This window comes from Streptomyces sp. Isolate_45, from assembly GCF_024721315.2.
Classification (GTDB): Bacteria; Actinomycetota; Actinomycetes; order Streptomycetales; family Streptomycetaceae; genus Streptomyces.
Window position 1 is genome coordinate 83,829 of record NZ_JANFAK020000012.1, and the last position, 15,478, is coordinate 99,306.

Consider the following 15,478-nt stretch of genomic DNA (forward strand, 5'->3'; position numbering starts at 1 on the left):
CCGCCCGCCGTCGTCCGCCGTCGCCCCACCCGCAGTCGGTGCGGAGCACGGGGCGACGGCGGACGGCTTTCGCCCTTGAACAGCGGGCCCGCGGCCGGCCGCCCGCAGGGACGCGCGCACGACCGACAGCTCCGTCGCAAGTGCGCGTTCTACGCGTTCGGGTCCCAGTCCGCGAGCTGCTCCATCGGCTCGGTGTCGCCGGTGGTCTCCAGACCGTCGAGCGGGACGCGGTCGTAGAAGTAGAGGACCAGTTCGCTCGCTGCGCCTCGCATCACCATGTCGCCCGGCTCCGCGTCGGCGGCGAGGTCATCGCAGCGGACGCCATCGGCATTGAGGGTCAGTCGCCAGGAGCGGCCCTCGGTCGTGTGCAGGTCGATGGTCGCCGGCTTGAACGGCCATGGGACGGTCGTCGCCGAGACGGTCGTCAGGAACTCGTCGACGCCCTCGACCGCGACGTCCGTCGGCAGCGGCTCCGCGACCCCCTGGACGAGCTGCGCGTCGTAGGTGTGGACCGCGAACTCCTGGATCTGGTGCCGGGCCACGGCTCCGCTGGTCTGCGGGGCCTGCGAGCGGCCCCACCAGGTCCAGCAGCCGCGGTCCGGGCCGGCCTCGCGCATCGCGTCGAGCATGAGTTCGGTCGACTCGGCGAGCCAGGCGTCCAGGGCTTCGCGGTCGCGGGGCGCGGTCGGGGCGCCCTTCGGGTCCGTCCTCGCCGGGGGCTCGGCGCCCGGGCCCGCCGCGACGATGGCGGCCTGGCGGCGGCGACCGTCGCCGATGTGCTGTGCCAATTCGCGCAGCGTCCAGTCCGGGCAGGTCGGGACCTGGACGTCAAGGTCGAGGGCGGACGCGATCGCGGCGCGGAACGCGGCCGAGCGGTCCTCGATCAGCCGCAGGACCTCGGGAAACTCCAAAATGTTTTGCACATCGGGTGTGTATCACGGCGCTCCGGCCGCCCGGTAGCGAATTTGTCGGACGAACGCCTCGACGGCCGGGCGGATGTCCGTCTCGTCCAACCGGTTCCGGCCCGCCACCGCCCACCCGGTCAACGCTCCCGGTCAGAGGGCTAGTTGATCGCGGGGCCGGCGTCGTTCAGCCAGGTCCACTGATCCGACCAGGTGGCGAACCCGCTCTGCCACCGGTGGTGGACGCCGAGGCGGCCGGTGCCGAAGACCTCGATGCGGCCGTCGGCGTTGTTGCCCGCGCCGATCCGGGTGCACCACCCGGCCCGAGGTGTACGGGTGCTTGGGACCGCCGCCCATGCCGGACCACAGCGCATTGGCGATGAGCACCGCGTCACCGGCCTTCAGCCGTTGCTCCCGACTGCCCCACCAGTCCTGCTGCTGGAACAACCCGAGGCTGGTGTGGTCGACGGCCTGGGAGTAGTTGTTCATGCTGGTTTCCACGATGATCGTTGCGATGGCGATCGCCGCGGCTCTCGGGTTGAGACCCCGTTCCTCGACGGCCTGCGTGACCATCCGCGCACAGGACACCTTGTGGGCGTCGAGGTAGCCGGCCATCTTCGCGTTCAGCTGCGGGTTGAGCTGAGCGGCCACCTTGCCACGGAGTGCCTTCCCGTCGCGAAGTGGAGTCCGCGGAGGCGGAATTCGGTCGGCGGTGACAGTAGGCGGCGCCAATGAAATACCGATGGAATCGGGGTATTTCATCGAGATGTCATCGGGCGGTGCCACTTTCGTGCGGTAGCGACGAAAGGGGAGGAACGAATGCGGGCAAGAAGGATCGGGGCCGTCATGGCCGGGCTGCTGTTGACGGCCGGGATCTCGCCGGCACAGGGGTCCACGGCGCAAGCGGCGGCGACGGCTTCGTGCGAGGGCACCTACACGATCGTCGTGGGTGGCACGGGAAGCTCGTGGAACAACGACAACTTCACCGGCAACATCCAGCAGCACGTCGGCTACCCCACCCAGATCCCCAACGGCGCGAGCGCCCGCGCCGGGGTGAACGAGCTGAACCGGCTGGTCCGTGACCAGCGCGCCGCGTGTCCCGACCAGCACGTCAAAATGGGCGGGTACTCCCTGGGCGCCGCGGTGGTGCACATCTGGGTCACCGAGAACTGGCGGACGTTCGGCAACGTCAACGCCGTCCTCGTCTCGGACCCGAAGCGGCAGGGCGGTCCCGGAGCCAACGGCGGCGCCGTGCCCTTCGGCGGTTTCGTGGGCTTCCCCCTCGCGGGAGCGGACCGCTACTTCGGCAACGTGCCGGTCAAGACGATCTGCCACTGGGATTACGTCTGCGACGAGTCCGCCGGCATTTGGACCTACCCGGGCAACCACATGAACAACTACCCCAACGACTTCAACATGGACCACCACAACGACAGCGCCAACGAGCAGTGGTACAACGGCGCGTGGTACCCCGCGTAATCACGGACGGGTCGATCCGGCCGCGGTGACGGGGCCGAGGCCGGACTCGTCACCGCGCAGGATCATCTGGTGGGTCCTCCGCAGCATCCGGCTCGGAGCCACCCCCAGGTCGTCGGCCAGCCGGCGGCGGGCGCCGTCGAACACGGTCAACGCGTCAGCCTGCCGGCCGTTGCGGTACAGCGCCCGCATCAACATCGCGGCCAACGGCTCGTTCAGGGGGTGCGCCACGGACAGGGCGAACAACTCGGCGATCACCTCCGAGTCCTGACCCAGCCGCAGCTGCCAGTCCAACTTCCGCTGGGCGAGGGCGATCCGGCGCTCGGTGAGTCGTAGCCGCTCCAGTTCGGCGAGCGGCCCGGGCAAACCGGCCAGCGGCTCCCCACGGAACAAGCCCAGCGCCCGGGCGCACAGACGGACCGCCTCGGGCGGCTCCCCCGCCCGCTCGGCCGTCCCGATGTCGGCGACGAGCTCCGCCAGACGTGCCACGTCCACGTCGACCGCGCCGGGGACCAGTTGGTAGCCGCGCCGGGCCGGCCCGATGACCGAGTCCGGACCGTCCCCGGAGCGCAGGGACTTGCGCAACCGGTAGATGTACACGGGCACCACGTTCGCGACCGGCGGCTCCATCCCCCACACGTCGTCGAGCAGTTCCTGCTGACTGAGCGGCCGCCCCGCGCACAGCGCCAGCGCCGCCAGTACGGCCTGCTGCCGCAGGTGCCCCAGGTTCAGGCTCCGCCCGTCCCGCCACGCCTGCAGGGGACCGAGCAGGGAGATCCGTACCGTCGGCCCGGGGGTCCGACCCGCGGTGGTCGGCGCCACGGTTCGCACCGGCCGGGGACGCGGGCCGCGCCCGGGGACGGTCAGCCCGCAGTCGAAGGCGTGCACGATCGCCGCGGCCCGGTCGCGCAGACCGAGCTTCACCAGGATCCGCGCGAGGTGTTGGGCCACGGTCTCCTCGGGGATGGCGAGCGCGGCGGCGACCTCGTCGTCCCGCATGCCGCAGCCGACCGCGGAGAGCACTTCGCGCTCCCGGTTCCCGAGCACCGTGGCGCTCTGGTGGTCGGTCGTGGCCGTCGTCGGCATCGCTGCTCCCCGGGCTCCGGACAGGTCGGTCTGGCGGGCGCCGTCGACAAGGTAGGGCGGTCGGCCCCGGTCGGGGCATCCGGAACGATCCGGAGTGACACGCGTACGCGGCCGGTGGCGGCGGCGCGACCGGTCATGCCTCACGGGCATCGGCTCGGTTTCCGCGCCGAGACGCCCTCATGGCTCTCGATCGGTGACGGCCGGTTCCTCCTGATCGTCGACCTGCTGACGGCCGCGGATGTGCGACAGCGAACCCTTCGCTCTCGATCCCAGATGCGGTCGCCAAGATTCCGGTTGGGTGAATCGTGACGCTCCGTCAATGCGGTTCTTGGTTACGGAGGTTCGGGCGAAAGCCCGCCCGGCCCGGCGTGCACATGACGGTCGATTCCGGGCCATGGTCAACCCTTGACGGTGTGTGGGTGTTGTGCGAATCTCTCGACAGGTCTGGACCAATTGTCTTCATCCGGCGGGGGTCCGAGCCACCGAACACCTCGGGGAACCCGGGATGTCCGGTGGTCCTGACCGCTCACGGCCGTAGGCCGGCCCCCGGGGGTGGGCCGGACACCACACGATGGCCGGAACCGACACCCAACCCGTTTGCCGCAGCCTGCCGTTGCCGTCCCGAACCTCGACGTGCGGTAGCCCGCGCCCAAGGCCGCGTCCGCACTTCCACCGTGCCGCTCCTCCGTTCCGCTCCGACGTCCTAAGTGAGCCGCCGATGTCCGAAGTCCTCCCATCACCCGACCCCGCCCCGGCCTCGCCGGCCCAGCAGGGCGTTTGGCTCACCGATCGGCTGGGACTGGCCCGCGAGGCGTTCCACATGCCGGTGCGGATCTCCTTCGACCGGATCGACGCCGCGGCGCTGGCCCGCGCGGTGGCCGCCGTGACCGGGCGCCATCCCGCCCTGGCCGCCCGGCTGGTGGAGCGTGACGGCCGGGTCCGGCAGGAACCCGCGGAACGGCGGCCCGAACTGGAGCTGCTCGAAGCGCCTGCGGACGAGGCCGACCTGGAGAAGCGACTGGAGGAGGAGGCCGCTCGTCCGTTCACCCTGGAGACCGGCCCGCTCAGCCGCTTCACCCTGCTCCGGCGCGCCGACGGCAGCGCCGAGCTGTTGGTCACCGCCCACCACTCGGTCTTCGACGGCAACTCCAAGGACGTCCTGACCCGGGACCTCGCAGCCGCGTACTGCTCGCTGCCCCTGCCCGCGACCACTGCAGCGGCACCGGCCGCGCCGGCCGCGGAGCCGGACACCGTACGGAGGGCCGCCGAGTGGTACGGACCGCGTTGGGCCGCCGCCACCGAACCGGTACTGCCCGGCGCGCCCCGCACGCCGACCGCGGCCGGGGCCGGTGAGTCGGTCGAGTGGCGCCTCGAAGGCTCCGGGACGGCCGAGTTGGCCGCCGCGGCCGCCCTGACCGGGACCACCGTCTTCGAGTTCCTGCTCGCGGCCCTGCACGGACTGCTGCGCCGCTACGGCGGCGACGCCGTGCCGGTGTCCGTACCGCTCTCCACCCGGACGCCCGAACTCGCGGGAGAGATAGGGCTGTTCGTCAACGAACTGCCCGTCCACGCGCCTGCGGCCGATGCGGCACACACCTTCGCCGGGTTCGCCGCCGCCGTCCGGGCCGAGCTGCGGGCCGGCTACCCCTACCGCGGCGTTCCCTTCGGCACCGCCGTCGCCGGGCTGGGCCCCCGCGTCGGGCTGACCCCGGTCTCGCTCGGCTACCGCCGGCGCGGCCCGGACCCGGACTTCGCCGACACCGGTGCCCGGGTGGCCTGGGCGGTGCACAACCGTACCGCCCGCAACACCCTTCACCTCCAGATCGTCGAAGCCCCCGACTCCCCCGGCACCCCGGGCGGCGACATCGACTTCAGCCTCCAGTTCGACCCGGCCGTGCTCGCCCCGGACACCGCCCGCCGGATCGCCGGCCACTACCGGACCCTGCTCGCCGGCGCGGTCGCCGCACCCGGCACCCGGCTGCTGGACCTGCCGCTGCTGGACGCGGCCGAAAACCGGGCCGTCACCACCGCGCCGAACGCCACCGACCGGCCCTATCCGGCCGACCGGACCGTGCTCGACCTGTTCCGCGCCCAGGCCGCCGCCACCCCCGAGGCCATCGCCGTCAGCGCCACCGGCCGCCGTCTGCGCTACCGCGAACTGCTTTCGCGGACGGACCAGTTGGCCGCGGCCCTGCGCACCGGCGGTGTCCGGCCCGGCGACCTGGTCGCCCTCCACCTGGACCGCACCGCCGACCTGCCCGCCGCGCTGCTCGCCGTCCTCGCCACCGGCGCGGCGTACCTGCCGCTGGACCCCGGCTATCCGGCCGAGCGCCTCGCCCTCGTCCTGCGCGACTCCGGAGCCGTTCTGGTGCTCGCCGACCGCGAGCCCGCGCCCGTGGTGGCCGCCGCCGCCCCCGCGGTCCTACGGCTCCCGGCCCCGTCGGCGGTCGACCACCACCCGGCCGGAACCACCCCCGACACCGCTCCCGGGCCGGACGACGTGGCGTACGTCCTCTACACCTCCGGATCCACGGGCCGCCCCAAGGGCGTGGCGGTCGGCCACCGGGCGCTGGTCAACCTGCTCACCTCCTTCGCCGGCCTGCTCGACTCCGGCCCTCGGCACGCCTGGCTCGGCCTGACCTCGCTCTCGTTCGACATCTCCGCGCTGGAGTTCTACCTGCCGCTGATCACCGGCGGCCGCCTGGTCCTGGCCCCCGACGGCCTCGCCGTCGACGGCCCCGGCCTGCTCGCGCTGATCGCCGCCGAGGGCGTCACCCACGTCCAGGCCACCCCGTCCGGATGGCGGGTGATGCTCACGGCGGGCACCGGCGCCGACGTGCTCACCGACGTCACCGGCCTGGCCGGCGGAGAGGCGCTGCCGCTGCCGCTCGCCCGCGAACTGCGTGCGCGCACCGCCCGCCTGTTCAATGTGTACGGTCCCACCGAGACCACCATCTGGTCCACCTGCGCCGAGATTCCCGCCGAGCCGCGGCAGGTCGGGATCGGCCGCCCGATCGCCAACACCCGGGCCTACGTCGTCGACGAGCGGCTCGGCCCGACCCCGCTGGGCATCCCCGGAGAGCTCCTGATCGGTGGGGACGGCGTCGCTCACGGCTACCTCGGCCGGCCCGAACTCACCACGGAACGCTTCGTGCCGGACCCGTTCGGCCCGCCCGGCGCCCGGCTCTACCGCACGGGGGACCGCGCCGTTCGGACGTCCGACGGCGAACTCGAATTCCTCGGCCGGATCGACGACCAGGTCAAGATCCGCGGTCACCGGATCGAACTCGGCGAGATCGAGTCGGCCCTGTTGGACCACCCGGCCCTGACCCAGGCCGCCGTCGCCGTCCACACCGAGGAGGACGGTGAGCCCTTCCTGGCCGGCTACCTGGTCCCGACCGTCGGCGCCCCGCCGCCCGCCCCCACCGACCTGCGCGACCACCTGCTGCGCACGCTGCCGGCCGCGATGGCGCCGCAGCGCTGGCTCACCATGGAGCGCCTTCCCCTCACCCCCAACGGCAAGTTGGACCGGCGGGCCCTACCGGTACCACCGCGCGAGGCTCCGACTCGGCGGGCCGCCGATGCGGGCGACGGGACGACCGCGACGATCCGCCGGATCTGGGCCGAGGTGCTGGACCTGCCCGACGTCGGCCCGGAGGACGACCTGTTCGACCTCGGCGGGCACTCGCTGACGGTGATCCGGATCGCCGCCCGGATCCGCGACGCGTTCGGCGTGGAACTGGATTTCGACGTCTTCTTCGACGTCCCGACCCCGGCCGGCATCGCCGCCGCCGTCCGCGAGCGCCACTAGGACCCGGCACGCCGGGCGCAGGCCACTTCGCCGCGCCCGGCCCCACCGCGTCCGCACCCTCCCGCTCCCCCGCCGAACGCCCGAACCCCCGAACGTCCGAACGTCCGAACAGGAACCCGATGACGGATACCCAGGACCTGCCCACCGACTGGTCCGCGGCCAAGCGCGCCCTGCTCAGCCGGCGGCTGCGCGGCGCCGCGGCGCCCGCCCGGGTGGTGGAGCCCCGCCCGGTGGGCACCGCGCCGCCCCTCTCCAGCGGCCAGGAACGGCTCTGGTTCATGGACCAGCTGGCGCCCGGCTCCACGGCCTACACCCTGGCGCCGGCCCGCCGGTTCCGCGGCCCGTTCGACCGCGCCGCGCTGGATGCCGCGCTGACCGATCTGGTGGCCCGGCACGAGAGCCTGCGCATGACCTTCCGCACCACCGAGGCCGGTACCGCCGAGGTCCGGGTCGCCGAGCCCGCGCCGTTCGCCGCCCAGCACCTGGACGTCGGCGCGGACCCGGACCCGCAGGCGCGCGCCGCCGCCGAACTCGGCGCGCTGATCGCCGAGCCCTTCGACCTCCAGGTCGGCCCGCTGCTGCGCGCGCTGGTCGTCCGGATCGCCGAGGATGACCACGTCCTCGCCCTGGTGATGCACCACATCATCGGCGACGGCTGGTCGATCGACATCCTCAACCGCGAGCTCGACCTCCGCCACGCCCACCACGCGCACGGCGTTCCGGGTGAACTCCCGCCCCTTCCGGTCCAATTCGGGGACTACGCGGCTTGGCAACGGAATCGTCTGGACAACGGTGCGCTCGCCGCCTCGCGCGAGCACTGGCGCACGCGGCTCGACGGCGTCCCGGCCCTGGAGCTGCCCTCCGACCGGCCCCGGCCGGCGCGGTTCACCTTTGACGGGGCCGCGATCGAGTTCCGCTGGAACACCGAACTCTCCCGCCGGGTGGGCGAAGTGGCGCGGGCCCACGGCGCCTCCACGTACATGGTGCTGATGGCCGCGTTCCAGGCCCTGCTGGGCCGGCACGCCGGCCGGCGCGACTTCGCCGTCGGCTCCGCCGTCGCCGGTCGCCTCCACCACGAACTCGAAGGCGTTGTCGGCGCGTTCGTGAACATGTTGCCGATCCGCGCCCGGCTCTCCGCCGACCTCGACTTCGGCCGTCTGATCAGCCGGGTCCGCGAGACCACGCTCGACGCGTACGCGCACCAGGAGGTGCCCTTCGAGCAGATGGTCAACGATCTCGCGGTGGAACGCGACGTCAGCCGCGCTGCCGTCTTCCAGACCACCTTCGCCTTCCAGAATTACGGCGACCCCGCCTCCACCACCACCGCGGGCCCGGAATCCGAGGGCTTCGGCTACGAGGCCACCACCACCCACGCCGACCTCGCCCTCTACATGCGCGAGGAGGCGGACGGCGGCCTCTACGGTCTGTTCACCTACCGCACCGACCTCTTCGACGCGGGCACCGTCGAACGCCTCGCCGAGCGGTTCCGGCTGCTGACCGCGGCCGGCATCGCCGATCCCGCACTGCCGGTCGACCGGCTCCCGCTGCTCGGTGCGGCCGAGCGGACGGCCGTGCTGGAGACCTGGGCCGCCGGCCCCGCACTGCCGGACGGCGGTCCCGCCACGCTCACCGGGGCGTTGGCCCGGACGGCGGCCCGATCGCCCGGGGCGCCGGCGTTGGTCTTCGAGGACCGCACGCTGACCTACGGCGACCTCGACCGGCGCGCCAACGCCATGGCCCGGCGGCTACGGGCGCTGGGGGTCGGGCCGGACGACCGGGTGGCCGTCTGCCTGGAGCAGTCCGCCGAGCTGGCCGTCGCCCTGGTCGCCGTCCTCAAGGCCGGTGGCGGCTACCTGCCGCTCGACCCCGAGCAGCCCCCCGCCCGGCTCGCCCACCTGGTCGCCGACGCCGGAGCGAAGGTCCTGATCACCGACGGCGTGCTGCGACCGCGGTTCGGCGACCACCCCGCGGTGGACCTGCTCACGGGCGACCTCGACGAGGCGACCGAGCAGGACGGGGCGCCGCTGGAGGAGGTCTCCGGCGCCGACCACCTGGCGTACGTGATCTACACGTCGGGCTCCACCGGCACGCCCAAGGGCGTCGCCGTACAGCACCGCCAGGTCCTCAACTACCTCGCGGGGGCCGGCGAGCGACTGCGGATCGTACCCGGTTCCTCCTTCGGACTGCTGCAGTCCCTCTCCTTCGACTTCAGCATCACCATGCTCTACCTGGCCCTCACGACCGGTGGCCGGGTACACCTGCTGTCGCGACGGATCGCGGGCGTGGAGCTGGCCGCGGAGATCGAGCGGGCCGGCATCGACTACCTGAAGATGACGCCCTCGCACCTGGCCGCGCTGTCCGCCGACGCGCCGCTCGCGCGGTTGCTGCCGCGCCGGGCACTGGTCCTCGGCGGCGAGGCCGCCAACTGGTCCTGGGCGGCGGGCATCGCCGCACTGGGCCGGTGCGCGGTGTTCAACCACTACGGGCCGACCGAGGCGACGGTGGGGATCACCGTCCACGAGGTCACCGCCGACGGCGTGGACGCGCCGGGCTACACCCCGATCGGCACTCCGCTGGCCGGTGGGCGCTGCTACGTGCTGGACGAGGCCCGCAATCCCGTTCCGCCGGGCGTCACCGGGGAGTTGTACGTGGGCGGGGACCGACTCGCCCGCGGCTACCTCGGGCGGCCGGACCTGACGGCGGAACGGTTCCTGCCCGACCCGTACGCCGACCCGGCCGGCTCGGAGCCGTCCACGGCCGACCCGTCCGGCACCGGGCCGGGTCGCACCGACCCGGGCGCCCCGGGAGAGGGCGGCCCGCGGATGTACCGCACCGGCGACCTCGCGCGCTGGCGCGCCGACGGGTCCCTGGACTACCTCGGCCGCGTCGACGACCAGATCAAGGTCCGCGGCTACCGGGTCGAGCCCGGCGAGATCGAGGCCGTGCTCACCGCGCTGCCCGGCATCACCCAGGCGGTGGTCCTGGCCCGTGGCGAGGGCGTCAAGCAGAACCTCGTCGCCTACCTGGAACGCCCCGCCGGCGGCGAACCGCCGACCGCCGCCGATCTGCGGGCCGCCCTGGGCGAGGTCCTGCCGGACTACATGGTCCCCGCCCGCTACGTGGTGCTGGACCGGCTGCCGCTGCTCGCCCACGGCAAGGTCGACCGGAAGGCGCTGCCCGAGCCCGCGGACGCCCCGCCCGCCGGCGCCCACGTCGATCCGGAGGGCGGGACCGAGCAGGTGATCGCCGCCATGTGGGCGGACCTGCTGGACCTCCCCCGGGTCGGCGCGATGGACGACTTCTTCGCACTGGGGGGCCACTCCCTGCTCGCCACCCAGGTGGTCGCCCGGATGCGCCGGGCCTTCCCCGACCTGGCCACCCCGGTCGGCGTGATGGACCTCTTCAAGCACCCGACGGTCCGTCGGCTCGCCGCGCTGGTGGCCGCTCCGGAGGCCGACCGCGGCCCGCGCCGGCTGCTGCACCTGCTCACCCCCGAGCGGCGCACGGTGGCAGCCAGCGTGGTCTGCGCCCCGTACGGCGGCGGCAGCGCGCTGATCTACAAGCCGCTCGCCGACGCCATGCCGGCGGACTGGGCCCTGCACTCCATCGCCGTCCCCGGCCACGAGCTGGGCGAGGAGGCGCTGGACATCGACGAGGTCGCCCGGCTCTGCGCCGAGGAGATCGTCGCCCACGTCGAGGGACCACTGGTGCTCTACGGGCACTGCGGGGTCGGAGTCAGGTTGACCGTGGAGATCGCCCGTCGGGTGGAGGCGGCCGGGCGGGAGATCGACGCCGTCCACCTCGGAGGCATCTTCCCGTTCGCCCGCCCGAAGGGCCGCGGCGCCGCGCTCGCCGAGCGCTTCGCCGAGCTGTCCGCCCGCCTGCGCAGCGACCAGGGCATGATCAACGCCCTGGCCGCGGCGGGCCTGGACGTGGACGAGGTCGACGAGGACCAGCTGCGGCTGATCGTGCGCAACCGCCGGATCGGGACCAAGGGCGCCGAGCGCTACTTCGGCGAACTGTACGAGAGCGAGGGCGGCCGCATCACGGCCCCGGTGATCGCCGTCTGCGGCGACCGCGATCCGGCGACCGAGTTCTACGAGGAGCGGTTCCGCGAGTGGCACCGGATCACCGGCACCGCGGCCGTGGTGGTCCTGGACGAGGCCGGGCACTTCTACCTCAAGTACCGCGCCGAGGAGTTGGCCGACATCCTGACCGGGGTGCACCGCTCGATCGCCACCGGCGAGGAGGCGCGCCACGGGCGCAACGCCGACGCCACCTGGTGGTTGGCTGGCCTGTCCCGCGACGCCGCCGGGACGGAACCCGTCCTTGAACCGGCCCCCGAGCGGGAAGCCGCACGGCCGGAGGAGTCGGAGCGGGCCGGGACGACGAGGAAGGCCCGCAAGGGCCGCGAGCGCGGCCCCGTCCGCCCGACGATGGGCCGCTTCCTGGCCGTCGCCACCGGCCAGCAGCTCTCGATGATCGGCTCGGCGCTCACCGAGTTCGCCCTGCCGATCTGGGTGTACCTGCAGACCGGCTCGCTGTTCCAACTCGGCCTGCTCGCCGCCTTCGGCCTGGTGCCCGGCATCGTGGTCGCCCCGCTGGCCGGCGCCATCGTCGACCGCGGCGACCGCCGCCGGGTGATGCTGTGGGGCGACGTCGCGGCGGGCCTGACCCAGGCGGCGCTGCTGGCGCTCCACCTCAGCGGCTCGCTGGAGACCTGGCACTGCTACGTGATGATCTCCGTGCTCTCGGCCGCGCTCGCCTTCCAGCGCGTCGCCTGGGGCTCGGCGGTGCCGCAGTTGGTGCCCAAGCGCTTCCTCGGCCGCGCCAACGGCGTCGTCCAGATGGCGTTCGGTCTGGCCCAGTTCCTCGTGCCGCTGATCGCGGTCGGCATCCTGCACGTGATCGGTCTCGGTGGCATCCTGGTCTTCGACGTCGTCAGCTACCTGATCGCAACCGGTGTCACGCTGGCGGTGCGCTTCCCCGACGCGATGGCCGCCACCCGTCGCGAGAGCGTCGCCGCCGAGATCCGGGCGGGCTTCCAACGGGCCCTGGGCAGCAGACACTTCAGGGCCATGCTGTTCTGGTTCGCGGTGCTGAACATCTTCCTCTCCCCGCTGTTCCTGCTCGTCACCCCGCTGGTGCTCTCCTTCTCCTCGACCGCGGCGGCCGGCTGGGTCTCCACCGCGGCCGGTCTGGGCGCCGTCCTCGGCGGCCTCACCCTGCTGGTCTGGGGCGGTCCGCGGCGGATGCGCCTGCGCGGGGTCCTGCTCGCCACGCTCGGTCTCGCCGCCGCCTGCGTCGTCACCGGCCTGCGGCCCTCGGTGACCGTGGTCGCCGCCGGCGCGTTCGGCATGACCTACGGGCTGGCGCTGCTCAACGGCATCTACGCGACGGTCGTCCAGACCAAGGTGCCGATGCGCTTCCACGGCCGGGTGATCGCGGTGAACACCATGGTCGCCTGGTCCACCCTCCCGATCGGCTTCGCCCTGGTCGCCCCGCTCGGCCCCGAGTTGCTCCAGCCGCTGATGGACGAGGGCGGCGCCCTGGCCTCCAGCGTCGGCGCGCTGATCGGCACCGGCGACGGGCGCGGCATCGGTCTGCTCTACCTGGTGTTCGGCCTCGCCATGGCCGCACTGGTCCTGATCAGCCTCTGCGTTCCCGTCCTGGCCCGCTTCGACCGGGAAGTCCCGGACGCCGAATCCGACGACCTGATCGGCCTGGAGACCCTGCGGGCCCGCGCGAAAAGCGAGATGAGCACATGACCTCCCCGAACCCGAACCCGACCGTTACCGCGACCGCGACCGTGACCCCGCCCCCGGCCCCCGCCCCGGCCCCGATCGCCCGGCATCCGCTGACCGACGAGCAGCGCCGCCTCTGGTTCCTCCAGCAACTGGCGCCCCAGGACTCGGCGTTCAACATGTACCTGAACCGTCGCTGGAGCGGCCCGATCGACCCGCGGGCACTGGGCGCGGCGCTCACCCGGCTCACCGCGCGCCACCGGGTGCTGCGCACCCGGTTCGCCCTGGACGGCGAGCAGCCCGTCCAACTCGTGGAACCCGTACGGGACGTCGAGCTCACCCTGATCGCGGTACCGGACGCCGAGGAGGAGTCCTTCACCGCGGCCTGCGCCCCCTACGTCAACGCCCCCTTCGACCTGGGCGAGCGCCCGCCGCTGCGGGCCGTCCTGGTCAGCGCCGGCGAGCACGAGCACGCCCTGGGCGTGGTGGTCCACCACATCGTCTCCGACGGCTGGTCGTTCACCGTGCTGTGGCGTGAACTGCTCGCGCTGTACCGCGAGGAGATCGGCGAGGGCGCGTCCGAACTGCCCGAACTGAAGATGGAGTTCGGCGACTTCGCGCTCGCGGAACGGGCCAGGCTGGACGGCGGCGGTGCCGAGGAGGCGGTCCGGTACTGGAGCGGGCGGCTGGCCGGCGTCGGCGTCCTGCGGATGCCGTTGGACCACCCCAGGCCCGTCGAACCCGCCCACCAGGCCGGCTTCGCCGACCTCGCCCTCGGTCCCGACCTGGTCGCCGATCTCGACGCCCTGGCCCGCGAGCAGCGCTGCACGCCGTTCATGGTGCTGCTCGCCGCCTACCAGAGCGTGCTGGCCCGCTGGAGCGGCAGCTACGACTTCGCCGTCGGCACCCCGCTGGCAGGCCGCAACGAGACCGCCCACGAGGCCCTGCTCGGGTACTTCTCCCGCACCGGCGTGATCCGCGCGGACCTCACCGGCGAGCCCGACTTCCGTACCGTGCTGCGCCGGGTGCGCTCCGCCACGATGGCCGCGCTGAGCCATCAGGACGTTCCGGTCGAGCGCGTGGCCGCCGAGCTGGGACTGCCCGTACGGCCCGGTGTCGGCCCGCTCCACCAGGCGGTGTTCGTCCACCAGAGCCAGTACGATCCGGCCGGCGCCGACGAGCGGTCCGCGCTGCCCGCGGGCGTCCGGACGACGAGCATGGACTCCGGGTTCGACCGGGCCAAGACCGATCTGTTGTTGGACAGTTGGCGTACCGCGGACGGCGGGATGACGCTGTCGTTCTGCTTCGACCGGGAGCTCTTCGATCGTGCCACCGTCGAGGCCCTGGCACGCCGGGTCCGCGACCTGCTCGCCCGAGCCGTCATGGACGTGGAGGTCCCGCTGCACGGTGACTGGCTACTGACCGGCGAGGAGCGCGCCGCACTGCTGGCCCTCGGGGCCGGGCCCACCGTCACCGAGGACGCCCGCCCGATCCTGCGCGGCTTCGCCGACCAGGTCGCCGTCCGCCCCGACGCACCCGCCGTCGAGTGCGGGGGCGGCGTCCGCACCTACGCCGAACTCGACCAGGATTCGGACGCGTTGGCCCGCCGGTTGGGTCCGGTGGCCGGTCGCGCCGTCGGCGTCCGGATCGAGCCGTCCTTCGAGCTGGTCACCGCCCTGCTGGCGATCTGGAAGGCCGGCGCCGGCTACCTGCCGCTCGACCCCGCGCACCCGGCCGAGCGCCGCCGGCTGATGCTCCGCGAGGCGGACGCCGCCCTGCTGCTGACCGGAGGCGAGCGGCCGGACCTGGGGGTCCCGGTGCTGACCGTGGGCGATGCGGACACCGGGACCGTGGGCGATCCGGACACCGGGACCGCGGGCGTCGCGGCCGGGAGCGCGGGGGCCGCGCGGGCCGCGCTGTCAGGAACGGAGCCGGGCGGCCTCGCGTACGTCCTCTACACCTCGGGCTCCACCGGCGCCCCCAAGGGCGTCGCCGTCGAGCACGCCGCCCTGGCCGAGCGCGTCCGCTGGATGGCCGGGCCGCAGGGGTACGGGCTCCGGCCGGGTGACCGGATCGTCCAGTTCGCCTCGATCGGCTTCGACACGCACGCCGAGGAGATCTGGCCGGCCCTCACCGCGGGCGCCTGCGTCGTCCTGCTGCCCGGCGGCGGCCGGATGCTGCCCGACCTGCTGCACACCGAGGCCGGGCGGTCCGTCACCGTACTCGACCTGCCGACCGAGTACTGGCAGGAACTGGTGTCCCTCGGAGACCGGACCCCGTGGCCACCGGCGCTGCGCCTGGTGGTCCTCGGCGGTTCCGAGGCGCGCGCCGTCACCCTCGCCCAGTGGCGCGAGCGGCACGGCGACACCGTCCGGCTGGTGAACACCTACGGCCCGACCGAGGCCACCGTCATCGTCACCGCGGGCGAGCTCGCCGGCGGCCCGGGTGGACCCCGAGGC

6 protein-coding genes and 1 pseudogene are annotated in these 15,478 nt (G+C 73.5%); 4 read left to right on the forward strand and 3 right to left on the reverse strand.

The genetic code is table 11. The features are described from left to right. Positions 1 to 149: 149 nt before the first annotated feature. The gene (locus NOD94_RS06850; RefSeq protein WP_281204816.1) at positions 150 to 923 is read right to left on the reverse strand and encodes a maleylpyruvate isomerase family mycothiol-dependent enzyme; all 774 of its coding nucleotides are present in this window, start codon (positions 921 to 923) and stop codon (positions 150 to 152) included. Positions 924 to 1,063: 140 nt separating this feature from the next. Continuing rightward, a pseudogene (locus NOD94_RS06855) lies at positions 1,064 to 1,553 on the reverse strand (hypothetical protein); the annotation flags it as partial. A 168-nt stretch (positions 1,554 to 1,721) separates the two neighbouring features. On the opposite strand from NOD94_RS06855, the gene NOD94_RS06860 reads away from it, so the two are divergent. Next, entirely contained in the window at positions 1,722 to 2,381 is a 660-nt protein-coding gene (locus NOD94_RS06860) for a cutinase family protein (RefSeq protein WP_281204817.1), read from the forward strand. On the opposite strand, the gene NOD94_RS06865 is transcribed toward NOD94_RS06860, so the two are convergent. After that, positions 2,382 to 3,464 carry a BTAD domain-containing putative transcriptional regulator gene (locus NOD94_RS06865; protein ID WP_281204818.1) on the reverse strand — a complete coding sequence of 361 codons (1,083 nt, stop codon included), beginning with the start codon at positions 3,462 to 3,464 and terminating at the stop codon, positions 2,382 to 2,384. Between the two features lie 718 nt (positions 3,465 to 4,182). Here NOD94_RS06865 and NOD94_RS06870 point away from each other — a divergent pair. From NOD94_RS06870 to NOD94_RS06880, 3 genes are all read left to right on the forward strand, one after another. Continuing rightward, positions 4,183 to 7,275, forward strand: coding sequence for an amino acid adenylation domain-containing protein (locus tag NOD94_RS06870; protein ID WP_281204820.1), 3,093 nt, complete (start codon positions 4,183 to 4,185; stop codon positions 7,273 to 7,275). A 119-nt stretch (positions 7,276 to 7,394) separates the two neighbouring features. Continuing rightward, entirely contained in the window at positions 7,395 to 13,043 is a 5,649-nt protein-coding gene (locus NOD94_RS06875) for a non-ribosomal peptide synthetase/MFS transporter (RefSeq protein WP_281204821.1), read from the forward strand. Continuing rightward, the coding region (locus NOD94_RS06880; RefSeq protein WP_281204822.1) for a condensation domain-containing protein at positions 13,040 to 15,478 on the forward strand (2,439 nt) is incomplete at its 3' end. The genes NOD94_RS06875 and NOD94_RS06880, both read left to right, overlap by 4 nt.

What these genes read in the sequence shown, in the direction of transcription:
- NOD94_RS06875 (WP_281204821.1), top strand. Translation starts at nt 7,395, where the DNA reads ATGACGGATACCCAGGACCTGCCCACCGACTGGTCCGCGGCCAAGCGC.
- NOD94_RS06860 (WP_281204817.1), top strand. Translation starts at nt 1,722, where the DNA reads ATGCGGGCAAGAAGGATCGGGGCCGTCATGGCCGGGCTGCTGTTGACG.
- NOD94_RS06865 (WP_281204818.1), bottom strand. Translation starts at nt 3,464, where the DNA reads ATGCCGACGACGGCCACGACCGACCACCAGAGCGCCACGGTGCTCGGG.
- NOD94_RS06870 (WP_281204820.1), top strand. Translation starts at nt 4,183, where the DNA reads ATGTCCGAAGTCCTCCCATCACCCGACCCCGCCCCGGCCTCGCCGGCC.